Origin of the sequence: Pseudoalteromonas sp. HF66, from assembly GCF_011806445.1 — a bacterium.
Lineage (GTDB): Bacteria > Pseudomonadota > Gammaproteobacteria > Enterobacterales > Alteromonadaceae > Pseudoalteromonas > Pseudoalteromonas apostichopi.
In genome coordinates, this window is sequence record NZ_JAATOU010000002.1 from 54,758 (window position 1) to 69,602 (window position 14,845).

Consider the following 14,845-nt stretch of genomic DNA (forward strand, 5'->3'; position numbering starts at 1 on the left):
TTTCACTTTTAAAGTGAAAGGGTTTTTTTATAACTATTAAAAGTTAAATCAAATTAAAAATAGCCACGAATACCTAGGCTGAAATTACGACCTGGTAGTGGAGCCTTTTCTTTAATAAATGAACTGTGTACGAAGCCTAATTCATCGGTTAAGTTGTCAACATTGATATAAAGTTGTGTATCCACAGGACCTAGGTCAAGTTGATAGTTTGCTGATGCATCAAACAGGGTATAACCCTCTGTTTTTGTCTCGTAAGCAGTAATGTCAGACTGCTCAAAATAATGAGTCCCTGTTAGGCTAAATTTCCAATCAGCAATTGTGTACTGTAATTCAGAGCCTAGTTTATTAGCTGGGATACGAGGTAAATAACCTTCATCATCTTTTAGTTTAGCGGTTGTTGAATCACCAAACACTTTAACCAAGGCACTTGGCGTTACTTGATAGTGTACGTCAAATTCAATGCCGTATAGTTTTGCATCTTTACTACTGAACTGATAAACCGCCATTGCATCTTCGTCTGCTTCAGCTGCAGATTCTAAGCCATGCTCTTCATCAAATACCAAACCAGTATTTTGCTGGTAGTAGTAGTTTTCAATGTCGTTATAGAAGAAGTTAACTGTATAACCAAAATCACCAATAAAACGGCGGAAACTTAAATCAAAGTTGGTTGCAGTTTCTTGCTCGATATCCTCTGGCTCAAAATGAATTTCGCTGTCTTCAATATGATAACCTAAGCCAAGCTCGTAGGTACCTGTTGCGATATGAACACCGTTTGACAGTAATTCAGCACTTAGTGGCGCACGTTCAGAACGAGACACACTTAAAGCTACACTTTGGCCTTCTTGATATTGCCAAATTGCACCTGCAGATAAGCTCAGGTTTGTGAAATCTTCACTGTAGTTGATGATTTCAGCTTCTTCTTCATGGTGCTCTTCTTCCTCTTCATGATCGTGATCATGATGATGCTCAGCCATGCTTACAGCAGAGTCGATTTGGTAATCTTCAAGGCGTGCACCTAGCTCAACGGTCACATCACCAAACTGGCGCTCTTCAAGCATAAAAATTGCGTTTGTTTTAGTCACACTTGCAGGTGTAAAAGCTTCTTCACCATCTGCATCGTAGTCAGACTCAGTGTAGTGATAACCTGCCATACCGTGCCAAAGGCCTAACTTGTGCTCAACGGTTGCACGTGCTTCAGTTGTTTTGTTTGTAAACACCGTTCCCACTGCACCATCTTCAATTTCTGCATGTTTATAGTCGGTGTAGCCAACGCGTAGTGAGATATTTTCAATCCAGTTATCATGAAGTGCATAGCTCATGTAACCTTGCCAGCGATCTTGCTCTAGCTGAGCGAAAACAGGTTCTTCATGTTGATCATGCTCGTCTTCATGTTCATCTTGCTCGTCATGCGCATGATGATGGTGTGAATGAGCAGGAATACCATAATCAGTTTCGATACGACCATAAGAAACACCCAGTGTTAGGTGGTCGCCAACATAACTTGTACCAAAGTTAACAGTTTGGCTATCGATAAAGGTGTTTTCAACACTGTTAGCTGTTTCGTGTTCTTCATGATCTTCACCTTCATGTTCGTCATGCTCTTCAGGAAGCTCGAACGTTGGTGTTTTGTAGTCATGACCTTTACGCTTAGTACCATCAAAATGGAAGTTAAAACCATCGTTACCGGTTTCAAGTTTTGCAGCATAAGTGTTGGTATTTGATACCGTATCGTGAGTGTATTGTGCAGCACCTGTTAAAGTATCAATGTTATCCGTTGGAATACGGTTATCAACTACGTTGACCACACCACCAATTGCGCCAGAGCCATAAAGTAGAGTAGCAGGGCCGCGAAGTACTTCGATTTGCTCAGCTGCTAAGCTGTCGTTCGATGTTGCGTGATCTGGACCAATTCGTGATGCATCGCTGCTATCAAGACCATTTTGGGTGATTTTTACACGCGGACCATCTAAACCACGAATAATTGGGCTAGAAGATACAGGGCCAAAATAGCTTGCATTAACACCGGGTAAACCTTTTAGTGTTTCGCCTAAAGTCGGTTTAGCCTTGTCTTTTAGTTCATCGCCCGCTAATACATTAACTGGCGAAATCATCTCAAGACTATTCTTATGAAGTGCTGATGCATAAACAACAACCGTTTCAACGGAAGTAGGTGTAAGTGTAACGACTAGGTTTTGATCGTCACCATTAATAGCAATGCGTTTATCGATGAAATTATTTTTACTGATGTGTAGTTGACCTTGGTTGTCTACATCAATTTTAAACTGACCTTGTTTGTCAGTAACAACGCTTTGAGATTTACCGTGTACGTGTATTTCAGCATTGCTGATAGGTTGTTGGTTTTTATCTAATACTTGACCTGTGATCACAGCAGCCATTGTGGATTGAGAAAACAGCGCAGCGGCAACAGCACTAGAAAGAATTGAAACTTGTTTCATCATTACTACTTCTAAGTTTGTTGTTAAGTGTTGCGTTATAATATAACACTGCAATTTTTCAATCGCAATAACGTTATACTATAACTTTCCATTAAGTCGCGATTTTAACACCATACACTATACTTAGGCTGTTACTTTTGGATGGCTAAATCTTATGTCTGATAAAAATAGAGTCTTTAAAGCAAATTTCACCATTGCTGATTTAAGAGAGCACCGCAATCACAAAGAGGTGTTTACTACTGCTTGTGACCGTCGTGAAAGCTATCAACACTTTGTTCTTAAGCTTTTAAGTTATTGCTTATTTTCACACAATGAAACAGCGATGCTGAATGCAAAGTTCAGTCATGGCGAACCGGATGTGTCAATAAAAGCATTAGATGAGCATTATCAAACATGGCTTGCTGTTGACCAACCGGATATTTTACAACTCAATAAAATAGCTAAAAGAGTTGACGAGCTTTGGGTTGTAACAACATTAAACAACAATTGGTTACAAGAAAATGAACATCAGTTGGAGCTGATCAGTAATGGTCATTTAATTGCGTTTGATGATAACTTCATTGAGCAGTTGGCGAGTCATTTAACTAAAAATCTACAGTGGGATGTTACAATTGATCAGCAAATGGTGAGTGTCTCTGATAAAGAAAATTTCTACCAAACTAGCGAGCTTGTATGGCATTAAAGCTCAAGTTTTACTTTTCCATTGGGTTTACTACAACATAGTAATACTTCACCTGCCCGCACAAACGCGAGTGGCTCTTGATTATAACTCACATCACCTTCGACTAATTTAGCACGGCATGCGCCACAATAGCCTTCACGGCATTGGTAGGGGACATCTATTTTGTGTTGTTCTAGGCATTCAAGGAGAGATGAACAGCCAGAATCAAATTCAAGATTCTGGCTGTCTGTTCCTGCAAGGATAACCTCTGCAGTTGTGTTTGAGCTCATTACAGGTCGAAGTCACCAAAGTCAGATGCATCAACTTGAGAGTCAATTTGACCTACAAGGTAAGAGCTAATTTCAGCTTCTTGTGGGGCAACTTGAACATTGTCAGATACTAACCAAGAGTTGATCCACGGAATAGGGTTACTCTTACTTTCGAACTGTGCTGGTAGGCCTACTGCAGTCATACGGGCATTAGTGATGTATTCAACGTATTGACATAAAATATCTTTGTTCAGACCAATCATTGAACCATCTTTGAAAAGATACTCAGCCCAATCTTTTTCTTGCTCAGCTGCTTCAACAAACATCTGAATCGCTTCTTCGCGACATTGTGCGGCAACGATGGCCATTTCTGGATCGTCTTTACCTTCTTGCATAATGTTTAAGATGTGTTGTGTACCAGAAAGGTGTAGAGCTTCATCACGTGCAATTAGCTTGATAATTTTCGCATTACCTTCCATTAATTCACGCTCTGCGAATGCAAATGAACAGGCAAAGCTAACATAGAAACGGATAGCTTCTAGAATATTCACCGACATCATAGCAAGATAAAGTTGCTTTTTAAGGTCAAATAAACTGACTTTAACTTCTTCACCGTTGATTACATGTTTTCCTTCACCGTAAAGGTTGTAAACAGAAATCATGTTGATTAAATCGTCGTAATATTTAGTTACGGCATCAGCACGCTCGCTGATTTTCTCGTTGCTTACGATATCATCAAAGATAAGCTCAGGAGATTGCGTCACGTTACGAATAATGTGTGTGTATGAACGGCTGTGAATCGTTTCACTAAACGCCCATGTTTCAATCCACGTTTCTAACTCAGGAATAGACACAATTGGTAGTAACGCAACGTTAGGTGAACGACCTTGCACACTATCAAGTAAAGTTTGATATTTTAAGTTACTTAAAAAGATGTGCTTTTCGTGATCTGGTAACGCTTGGAAGTCAAGACGGTCTTTACTTACATCAACCTCTTCAGGACGCCAAAAGAACGAAAGTTGCTTTTCGATTAGCTTTTCGAAGATAGGGTACTTTTGTTGGTCGTAACGTGACACGTTTACCGTTTGGCCGAAAAACATCGGTTCTTGTAATTGGTTATTATGATTTCGGCTAAAAGTTGTATAAGACATAGTGATTTCTCAAAAAACAGTCAGGACAAAGCGGGCTAATGAGCCCGCTTTTGTTATGTTATTAATTTAATTAGATTTTACAAGCGCCGCCTGCACAACCGTCATCTTCTACCTCTGGTGTTAACTCATCTTGAGAGTCTGATGCACCATCACGTGTATTGTGATAATACAGAGTTTTAACACCGAGTTTGTACGCAGTCAGTAGGTCTTTTAATAGCACCTTCATAGGTACTTTACCGCCTTCATACTTAGATGGATCATAGTTGGTGTTTGCAGAGATCGTTTGGTCAACGAATTTTTGCATAATACCAACAAGCTGTAGGTAACCATCGTTTGAAGGAATATCCCACAGTAGCTCGTAGTTATCTTTCAGATTTTCATAATCTGGAACTACTTGCTTTAAGATACCATCTTTACTTGCTTTAACGCTGATATGACCTCGTGGTGGCTCAATACCATTTGTTGCGTTAGAGATTTGCGATGATGTCTCTGAAGGCATAAGTGCAGATAACGTAGAGTTACGCATACCATGCTCTTTAATGCTTTCGCGTAATGAATCCCAATCTAAGTGAAGAGGTTCATCACAGAACTGATCTAGGTCACGCTTATAAGTATCTGTTGGCATAATGCCTTGAGAATACGTTGTCTCGTTAAACTTAGGACACGCACCACGTTCTTTCGCTAACTCATTTGATGCTTTCATTAGATAATATTGAATAGCTTCAAATGTTTTGTGAGTTAGGGCATTTGCGCTGCCATCTGAGTAACGCTTACCGTTCTTCGCTAAGTAGTATGCGTAGTTAATAACACCAATACCTAGCGTACGACGACCCATAGTTGCGTTTTTAGCCGCAGGAACAGGGTAGTCTTGGAAATCAAGTAAGTTATCAAGAGCACGTACGGCAAGCTCTGCAAGCTCTTCTAATTCATCAAGTGACTCAATTGCACCTAAGTTAAACGCTGAAAGCGTACAAAGGGCAATTTCACCTTCTTCGTCCATTACATTGCTAAGAGGCTTAGTTGGTAATGCAATTTCTAAACATAGGTTAGATTGACGAATTGGCGCAACAGTCGAGATAAACGGGCTGTGCGTATTACAGTGGTCAACGTTTTGTAAGTAAATTCGACCTGTGCTCGCACGCTCTTGTGCAAACATTGAGAATAACTCAATCGCTTTAATACGTTTTTTACGAATTGACTCGTCTTGCTCGTACTTGATGTATAGCTCATCAAACTTCGCTTGATCTTCAAAGAACGCATCGTATAGACCCGGAACATCTGATGGGCTAAATAATGTGATGTAATCATCTTTGATTAAACGGCTATACATTAATTTGTTGAACTGCACACCGTAGTCAAGGTGACGTACACGGTTATCATCAACACCACGGTTGTTCTTTAGAACTAATAAATTTTCAACTTCCAAATGCCAAAGTGGGTAGAACAGCGTAGCTGCGCCGCCACGAACACCACCTTGTGAACAGCTCTTAACAGCAGTTTGGAAGTGCTTATAAAATGGAATACAACCTGTGTGGTACGCTTCGCCATTACGAATAGGGCTACCAAGCGCACGAATGCGACCCGCATTAATACCAATACCAGCACGTTGCGAAACATATTTAACGATCGCAGATGATGTCGCATTAATAGAGTCTAGGCTATCACCACATTCAATTAGTACACATGAGCTGAACTGACGTGTAGGCGTACGAACACCTGCCATAATTGGCGTAGGTAACGAAATTTTGAAGGTAGACACTGCATCATAAAAACGCTTGATGTAATCAATACGCGTCTCTTTTGGATAATCAGAGAATAAGCTTGCAGCAACTAAGATATATAAAAACTGTGCACTTTCGTAAATTTCACCAGTAACACGGTTTTGAACTAAATACTTACCTTCAAGTTGCTTTACAGCAGCGTAGCTGAAGTTTAAGTCACGGTTGTGATCGATGTAAGCATCTAACTCGTCAATTTCTTGCTCGGTATAATCAACCAAAAGGTGTTGATCATAACGTTTGTCTTCAACTAATTTCGTGATGTGATCATATAAGCGTGGCGGCTCAAATTGACCGTACGCTTTTTTACGTAAATGGAATACAGCTAAGCGAGCAGCTAGGTATTGGTAATCAGGCGTATCTTTAGAGATCTGATCAGCTGCAGCTTTGATGATTGTTTCATGAATGTCATCGGTACGAATGCCGTCATAAAATTGAATATGAGATTTTAATTCAACTTGTGAGACAGACACATTCTCTAGACCTTCTGCGGCCCAAGCGATCACGCGATGGATCTTATCTAGATCAAGTGACTCTTTACGGCCGTCACGTTTGCTTACAGATAGCTGTTGGTTCATAGTTTTGCCTGTATTCCTTGGGAAATTATCGTTGTAAAGACAAAGGTATTCTTTATGTAATTATTATTATTCAATACCAGGGTGAACTAATTGAATAACATTTAGCCACAATATCTGGTGTTGTTTAAATTGCAGATCACAAGATAGTGTGGTCTGCGTTGTTTTGCAAGGGATAGAATTGCCCCATTTTGTGGATAACTATTGGATAAACGTATTGTGTTAGTAACCATTAACCTTTGAACATTCATAGAAGACGAAATTTGTAGAAATCAACAAAAGATCCAGAAAATTTATCGTTTTTAAAAATAAATTTTGACTGATTTTTTTATCATCAAAGAATGCTCAAAAGTGAATCAAATCACAATATATGGTGTTTCATCTATCAAATAACACTATATATGGTTAAATCCATCAATGGGTGTTTGCCAATTGAAATCCGCTTGCCAGTCAAGAGCAGCATCAACACTGGGTATGTAACCCCATAACGCCGTTGCACTATACATATTGGCAGCTTTTGCAGCTTGAATATCACGTTCAGCATCACCGATATATAAACAGCGACACGGATCAACGTCTAAGATCTCAGCTGTGTGTAAAAGTGGATCGGGAGATGGTTTTGAAACAGCTAATGTATCGCCACTTACTACCGCCATCGCTTTACTCAAAGAGGGTATAGCTTGTACTAAGGGCTCAGTTAAAAAGCCGGGCTTATTAGTCATAATGCCCCACTTAATATTGTTTTGCTCAAGTGCAATTAAAAGCTGCTCGATGCCATTAAAGCATTTACTGTGTACAGCGATATCTTCGGCGTAGTAATCAAGAAGCTGTTGGCGCAAAGCGAGTTGTTCAAGTTCTGGCCATTTATCACCAAAGCCTACTTCTAATAATGCATTTGCACCATTAGAAGCTGCAGGGCGATATACATGTTCAGCAACAGGGGCCACATTGGCATCTGCTAACACGCGGTTTAATGCACCACCTAAGTCATCCGCAGTATCGAGTAGAGTGCCATCTAAATCAAAGATAAAGGCATCAAAATCGATAGAGGGTGTTTGCACACCACTCATCACGCTAGTTTCTCAAAGTGCAGGATGTAATTAACACTTACATCATCGTTTAAGCTGTACTGCTTAGAAAACGGATTATAGTTAAGACCTGTACTGGAGCGTACTTTTAATCCAGCTTCTTCAGCCCATGCAATAAGCTGTGCAGGTTTAATGAATTTTTTATGGTCATGGGTACCTTCAGGTACCATTTTCAATAGCTTTTCAGCACCAACAATGGCAAACAAATAAGCTTTTGGTGTTTTATTTAATGTTGAAAAGAATACATCGGCACCAGGTTTAGCAAGTTCTGCTACAGCGCGAATAATAGAAGCAGGATCTGGAACATGCTCAAGCATTTCCATACACGTCACAACATCAAAGCGAGCAGGGTGCTCAGCAGCAAATTGCTCTGCAGGTACTTTTATATAATCAACAGGCACGCCTGTTTCTAAACTATGTAACTTAGCAACGGTTAATGGCTCTTGGCCCATATCAATGCCAGTTACTTTAGCGCCCATACGGGCCATGCTTTCACTTAAGATGCCGCCACCACAGCCAACATCTAAGGTTTCCTTATCAAATAAGCCGCCTACTTTATCTGCGACAAAATCCAAGCGAAGAGGATTTATTTCATGAAGGGGTTTGAACTCTCCGTCGCGGTCCCACCAACGTTCTGCGATGGCTTCAAACTTTGCAATTTCTGCATTATCTACATTTTGATGCTCGGTCATAAAAAACTTCCTCGTTAATCTGAGGCCATTATATAGGGGTAAATTAATAAATCGCAAAGATTTAGCGCCTGTAAATCTAAATAAATTGTGATAGCATGGTCAGGAAATAATAACTAAAGCTCTTAAGACGGCGATTTGCCTCTTAATGAGTCAATACTGAAGGAATGTGAAATCAAATGACTGATCTCGCCAATGAAATTCTGCCAGTCAATATTGAAGATGAATTAAAAAATTCTTACCTTGATTATGCCATGAGTGTAATCGTAGGTCGTGCATTGCCAGACGTACGTGACGGCTTAAAGCCTGTTCACCGCCGCGTTTTGTTCGCAATGAACGAACTCAATAATGATTGGAATAAACCTTACAAGAAATCAGCACGTGTTGTTGGTGATGTAATCGGTAAATACCACCCACATGGCGACAGCGCGGTATATGACACCATCGTTCGTATGGCGCAGCCTTTCTCATTACGCTACATGCTTGTTGACGGCCAAGGTAACTTTGGTTCTGTTGACGGTGACTCTGCGGCAGCAATGCGTTATACGGAAGTCCGTATGGCGAAAATGTCACATGAATTATTAGCTGATTTAGAAAAAGAAACGGTTGATTACGTACCTAACTACGACGGTACTGAGCAAATTCCTGACGTATTACCTACTAAAGTACCTAACTTATTAGTAAACGGTTCTTCGGGTATCGCTGTTGGTATGGCGACAAACATCCCACCTCATAACTTAACAGAAGTTATCAATGGTTGTTTAGCGCTGATCCAAAACCCAGACATGTCAATTGCTGACCTTATTGAATATATCCCGGGTCCGGATTTCCCGACTGCGGCGATTATCAATGGTAAAAAAGGCATTGAGCAAGCGTACCTAACCGGTCGTGGTAAAGTGTATATCCGTGCTCGCGCTGAAATCGAAGTTGACGAAAAAACTGGTCGTGAAACCATTATTGTTCACGAAATTCCTTATCAAGTTAACAAAGCGCGCCTTATCGAAAAAATCGCTGAGCTAGTTAAAGATAAGAAGATTGAAGGTATTAGCGCACTACGTGACGAATCAGATAAAGACGGTATGCGTATCGTTATCGAAATCAAACGTGGTGATGTTGGTGAAGTAATCTTAAACAACCTATATGCACAAACTCAGTTACAAACTGTGTTTGGTATGAACATGGTTGCACTTGATAACAACCAACCTAAGTGTTTCAACTTAAAAGAAATGCTTGAAGCGTTTATCGTTCACCGCCGTGAAGTTGTTACACGTCGTACTGTATTCGATTTACGTAAAGCCCGTGACCGTGCTCACACGCTTGAAGGCTTAGCGATTGCTCTTGCGAATATCGACCCGATTATCGAACTTATTCGTAAGTCACCAACCCCAGCAGAAGCAAAAGCAGCATTAACAGCTCGTCCTTGGGAACTTGGTACAGTTAAAGCTATGCTTGAAAAGGCAGGTGAAGATAACGTAGCACGTCCTGACTGGTTAGCGGCTGATTTAGGTATCCGTGACGGTCAGTACTATTTATCTGAGCAACAAGCACAAGCAATTTTAGACCTTCGTTTACACAAACTAACAGGTCTTGAACATGAGAAAATCTTAGACGAGTACCAAAACTTACTTGATCTAATTGCTGAGCTTTTACACATTCTTTCAAGCCCAGATCGTTTAATGGAAGTTATCCGCGACGAGCTAGTAGAAATTAAAGAGCAATATGGTGACGAACGTCGTACTGAAATCAGTGCAGCTGCTCACGATATTAGCCTTGAAGACCTAATCAATGAAGAAGACGTTGTAGTAACGCTTTCTCACGAAGGTTACGTTAAATATCAACCACTCTCTGATTACGAAGCACAGCGCCGTGGTGGTAAAGGTAAGTCAGCAACTAAGATGAAAGATGAAGACTTCATCGAGCGTCTATTGGTTGCTAACACACACGATACAATTCTGTGTTTCTCAACTGCAGGTCGCTTATATTGGTTGAAAGTTTATCAGTTACCATTAGCAAGCCGTGCAGCGCGTGGTAAGCCAATTGTTAACTTATTACCACTTGAAGCTGATGAGCGTATTACCGCTATCTTACCAGTACGTGAGTACGAAGAAGATAAATACATCTTCATGGCCACTGCGTTTGGTACAGTTAAGAAAACACCACTTACAGCATACAGCCGTCAACGTGCGAGCGGTATTATCGCTGTTAACCTGAATGAAGGTGATAGCCTAATTGGTGTTGATATCACTGATGGCACGAATGAAATCATGCTATTCACTGATGCCGGTAAAGTTGTCCGCTTTAAAGAAGCAGAAGAGTCAGAAGTTGTTGATGAAAACGGCAACCCTGTGCTAGACGAAAACGGTAACCCGGAAATCCGCTTCAAAGGTGTTCGTCCGATGGGCCGTACAGCAACGGGTGTTCGTGGTATTAAGATGGCTGACGACCAACGCGTTGTGTCGTTAATCGTACCTAAGTCAGATGGTGCGATCCTAACTGTGACAGAAAACGGTTACGGTAAGCGTACAGCACTTGAAGATTACCCATCGAAGAGCCGTGCAACACAAGGTGTTGTATCAATCAAAGTAAGCGAGCGTAATGGCGCTGTGGTTGGTGCAGTACAAGTTGACGAAAACGACGAAATCATGATCATCTCTAATCGCGGTACATTAGTACGTACCCGTGTTAATGAGGTTTCTACGGTTGGTCGTAATACTCAAGGCGTTATTTTGATACGAACTATTGACGAAGAGCAAGTAGTTGGTTTACAACGTATCGAAGAAATCGAAGTTGATGAGCTTGAAGCCATCGAAGGCGAGGCCGTTGAAGTAGTCGATACCAATACTGAAGAAACGGGTGATAACCCACCTTCAGAATAACATTGATTTAAAAAGCGGCTTCGGCCGCTTTTTTTATCCGCACTATAATTACTGGAATGAGGCAAAGTAATGACTAAATATAATTTTTGTGCAGGACCGGCAATGCTACCGCCGGCAGTTATGCAAAAAGCACAAAAAGAATTTATAGATTGGCAAGGTTTAGGTGTCTCTGTGATGGAAATTAGCCATCGCAGCAGCGACTTTTTAGCACTTACTGCTAAATGTGAAGCAAGCCTGCGTCGCTTAATGAATATTAGTGATGAGTTTGAAGTGTTATTTATGCACGGCGGTGGCCGTGGTCAATTCAGTGCTGTGCCATTGAATCTTCACCTTAATGATAAACCAGCTGTGTACTGTGAAAACGGTGTATGGTCTAAAGGTGCTACTTCAGAAGCTGCTAAATTCACTGCTGTTGAAAGTATTAATGTACGTGATGATGAACAGCAAAATGGTCAGTTCTCTATCAAACCAGCAAGCGGCTGGGAATTACCTGCTGATGCGTCGTACATTCACTATTGCCCGAATGAAACCGTAGATGGCATTGAGATTTTCGAAGTACCATCACATCCATCTGCACCGATTGTTGCTGATATGTCATCGACTATTTTATCGCGCGAATTTGATGTAAATCAGTTTGATCTTATTTACGCTGGCGCACAAAAAAATATCGGCCCGTCTGGTTTATCGATTGTTATTATTCGTAAAACGCTACTTGAACGTGAAGGCCTTGCAAAGCCAGGAATTCTTGATTACGCATTAGAAGCGAAACAAGGCAGCATGTATAACACACCACCTACATTTGCGTGGTACTTAGCTGCTGAAGTATTTGAATGGCTTGAAGCAAACGGTGGCGTTAAAGCGATGGAAGAGCAAAACATCGCAAAAGCAGAATTACTTTACAACTTTATTGATAGCTCAGATTTTTATAGTAATAAAGTTGCCAAGCATTGCCGTTCACGCATGAACGTACCGTTTTGGTTAAACGATGAATCATTGAATGAAAAATTCATTAATGAGTCAAAAGAAGCAGGCTTATTAGCCCTTGAAGGTCACCGTATTGTTGGTGGTATGCGCGCAAGCATTTATAACGCGATGCCACTTGAAGGTGTTCAAGCTTTGGTTAATTTTATGGAAAAATTCGCCAAGGAGCACAGCTAATTATGGAACAGCTTCGTCTTGAACCAATCTCAAAAGTAAATGGTAGTGTGACACTGCCAGGCTCAAAAAGCTTATCAAACCGTATCTTACTGTTAGCAGCACTGGCAGAGGGCACAACGGTTGTTGAAAACCTTCTCGACAGTGATGATATTCGTCATATGCTAGGTGCGTTAAATCTTTTGGGCGTAAATGTATCGCTTAATGAAGATAAAACAGTGGCTACCGTAGAGGGGGTTGCAGGTAAATTTAAAACCCCAAGTGAGCCATTATTTTTAGGCAATGCTGGTACTGCTTATCGTCCACTGACAGCTGTATTAGCTGCTGTAGAAGGCGAATATCAGCTGGTGGGTGAGCCACGTATGGAAGAGCGCCCAATCGGCCATTTGGTTGATGCACTGCAAGCTCTGGGTGGTGATGTTGAATATCTTAAGCATAAAGACTATCCACCACTGGCCATTAAAGGCGGCAAAATCAGCGGCGGTAAAGTTGAAATTGATGGCAGTATTTCGAGCCAGTTCTTAACTGCGTTACTAATGGCGGCGCCATTATTTAATGGCGACACAGAAATCACCATTAAAGGCACACTGGTATCAAAGCCTTACATTGATATTACCCTAGATGTGATGAAGCGTTTCGGTGTTATTGTGAGTCATGACAACTATGAAACGTTTTACGTTAAAGGCTGTCAGCAGTATCAAGCACTTGAGCGTATTATGGTCGAAGGTGATGCTTCAAGCGCCTCTTATTTTGTTGCGGCGGCTGCAATAGCAGGCGGCGAAATTGAAATTAATGGGGTAGGTGCTGCATCTGTTCAGGGTGATATTGGTTTTGCCAAAGTTATGGAACAAGTCGGCGCTAAAATCGATTGGTACGATGAAAAGCTGGTGGTTCGTAAAGGCGAGCTGAAGGCGGTTGATATTGATGCTAATGCAATTCCTGATGCAGCGATGACTCTCGCAACCGTTGCGCTTTTCGCAAAAGGTACAACGGCGATTCGTAATATCTATAACTGGCGTGTAAAAGAAACAGACCGTTTATATGCAATGGCTACTGAGCTTCGAAAAGTTGGTGCAGAAGTTGTTGAGGGTGAAGATTTCATCGAAATAACACCACCAGAAACATTCAATGATGTAGCGATTGATACGTACAACGATCACCGTATTGCCATGTGTTTTGCGATGGTTGCTGTTGGCGGGAAGCCGATAACCATTAACGATCCTAAATGTACATACAAAACTTTTCCAACGTTTTTCAAAGTACTAGAGTCTGTCTCAAGTCAATAAAACAGAAGAAAATATAAAAAGTTACACTCTAGATGCGGATCTATTTCAAGAACTGACGTATAATATCGCGGATTTATTTTGGTGTGCATTGCAGGAGGTTATAAATGCAGGCGTTATCAATGCCCGTAATCACCATCGATGGCCCAAGTGGTTCAGGTAAAGGAACTGTTTGTCGCTTGTTAGCCGAGAAATTAGGTTGGGATGTATTAGACAGTGGAGCGATTTATCGTGTGCTGTCACTTGCAGCGCTTCATCATCAAATTGAACTAGATAATGAAGATGCGCTAGTGCCGTTAGCTGCAAACTTAGATGTACAGTTTTTGGTCGACAGCCAAACACATACTTCTAAAATTGTCTTGGAAGGCGAAGACGTCACAACCACAATCCGCAACGAAGAAGTGGGTGCTGCGGCATCAAAGATTGCTGCATTACCACGGGTGAGAGAAGCATTATTACGTCGTCAACGTGCGTTTCGTACTGAGAGCGGCCTAATTGCCGATGGTCGTGATATGGGCACAGTTGTGTTTCCAGATGCACCATTGAAAATTTATTTAACCGCATCAGCTGAAGAGCGCGCTCGTCGTCGCTTTGCTGAGTTGAATGAACGCGGTCTTGATGTTACACTAAGTGGTCTACTTGAGGACATAAAAGCTCGTGATCACCGCGATATGACGCGTGAAGTTGCGCCGCTTGTTCCTGCAGAAGACGCTATTGAGCTTGATACTAGTGAGCTCAATGCAATGCAAGTGTTTGATAAAGTTGTAACTTTACTCGACGAAGCAGTACTTGCAGGAAAGCTTCCAAAAGCTAAAAAGTAATTTATTAAGGTGCCGGCAGGAAGCCAGCGCTATTTTAACAACC

The 14,845-nt window shown here is 41.2% G+C and carries 11 protein-coding genes; 5 read left to right on the forward strand and 6 right to left on the reverse strand.

Annotated elements, in window-relative coordinates; all coding sequences use genetic code 11:
* Positions 1–53 precede the first annotated feature (53 nt).
* Complete coding sequence (locus HCZ11_RS03065; protein WP_167657751.1) at positions 54–2,456, reverse strand: TonB-dependent receptor; 2,403 nt, start codon at positions 2,454–2,456, stop codon at positions 54–56.
* 154 nt (positions 2,457–2,610) lie between these two features.
* Between HCZ11_RS03065 and HCZ11_RS03070 the strand changes: the two genes are divergently transcribed.
* Positions 2,611–3,138, forward strand: coding sequence for a YaeQ family protein (locus HCZ11_RS03070; protein ID WP_130051424.1), 528 nt, complete (start codon positions 2,611–2,613; stop codon positions 3,136–3,138).
* Here HCZ11_RS03070 and yfaE read toward each other — a convergent pair.
* The 5 genes from yfaE to ubiG all read right to left on the reverse strand — a co-directional run bounded on the left by yfaE (position 3,135) and on the right by ubiG (position 8,670).
* Entirely contained in the window at positions 3,135–3,407 is a 273-nt protein-coding gene (gene yfaE, locus HCZ11_RS03075) for a class I ribonucleotide reductase maintenance protein YfaE (protein WP_130051425.1), read from the reverse strand. The genes HCZ11_RS03070 and yfaE overlap by 4 nt on opposite strands.
* A complete protein-coding gene (gene nrdB / locus HCZ11_RS03080; RefSeq protein ID WP_130051426.1) occupies positions 3,407–4,537 on the reverse strand; it encodes a class Ia ribonucleoside-diphosphate reductase subunit beta in 1,131 nt (376 codons plus the stop codon). Before nrdB ends, yfaE begins: the two co-directional genes overlap by 1 nt.
* Before the next feature lie 70 nt (positions 4,538–4,607).
* Entirely contained in the window at positions 4,608–6,893 is a 2,286-nt protein-coding gene (nrdA, locus tag HCZ11_RS03085; RefSeq protein ID WP_130051427.1) for a class 1a ribonucleoside-diphosphate reductase subunit alpha, read from the reverse strand.
* A gap of 392 nt (positions 6,894–7,285) precedes the next feature.
* On the reverse strand, positions 7,286–7,960 hold the full coding sequence (locus HCZ11_RS03090; protein WP_130052287.1) for an HAD family hydrolase: 675 nt from the start codon (positions 7,958–7,960) through the stop codon (positions 7,286–7,288).
* Positions 7,960–8,670: a bifunctional 2-polyprenyl-6-hydroxyphenol methylase/3-demethylubiquinol 3-O-methyltransferase UbiG gene (gene ubiG, locus HCZ11_RS03095; RefSeq protein ID WP_167657605.1), complete on the reverse strand. Its 711-nt coding sequence runs from the start codon at positions 8,668–8,670 to the stop codon at positions 7,960–7,962. The genes HCZ11_RS03090 and ubiG overlap by 1 nt, the downstream gene beginning before the upstream one ends.
* Positions 8,671–8,846: 176 nt before the next feature.
* On the opposite strand from ubiG, the gene gyrA reads away from it, so the two are divergent.
* The 4 genes from gyrA to cmk all read left to right on the forward strand — a co-directional run bounded on the left by gyrA (position 8,847) and on the right by cmk (position 14,802).
* Positions 8,847–11,543 carry a DNA topoisomerase (ATP-hydrolyzing) subunit A gene (gene gyrA, locus HCZ11_RS03100; protein ID WP_130051428.1) on the forward strand — a complete coding sequence of 899 codons (2,697 nt, stop codon included), beginning with the start codon at positions 8,847–8,849 and terminating at the stop codon, positions 11,541–11,543.
* 69 nt (positions 11,544–11,612) lie between these two features.
* Positions 11,613–12,701: a 3-phosphoserine/phosphohydroxythreonine transaminase gene (gene serC / locus HCZ11_RS03105; protein ID WP_167657606.1), complete on the forward strand. Its 1,089-nt coding sequence runs from the start codon at positions 11,613–11,615 to the stop codon at positions 12,699–12,701.
* A gap of 2 nt (positions 12,702–12,703) precedes the next feature.
* Positions 12,704–13,984 (forward strand): 3-phosphoshikimate 1-carboxyvinyltransferase, encoded by a 1,281-nt coding sequence (gene aroA / locus HCZ11_RS03110; protein WP_167657607.1) that lies wholly within the window; start codon positions 12,704–12,706, stop codon positions 13,982–13,984.
* 104 nt (positions 13,985–14,088) lie between these two features.
* Positions 14,089–14,802: a (d)CMP kinase gene (gene cmk, locus HCZ11_RS03115; RefSeq protein ID WP_130051431.1), complete on the forward strand. Its 714-nt coding sequence runs from the start codon at positions 14,089–14,091 to the stop codon at positions 14,800–14,802.
* Positions 14,803–14,845 lie beyond the last annotated feature (43 nt).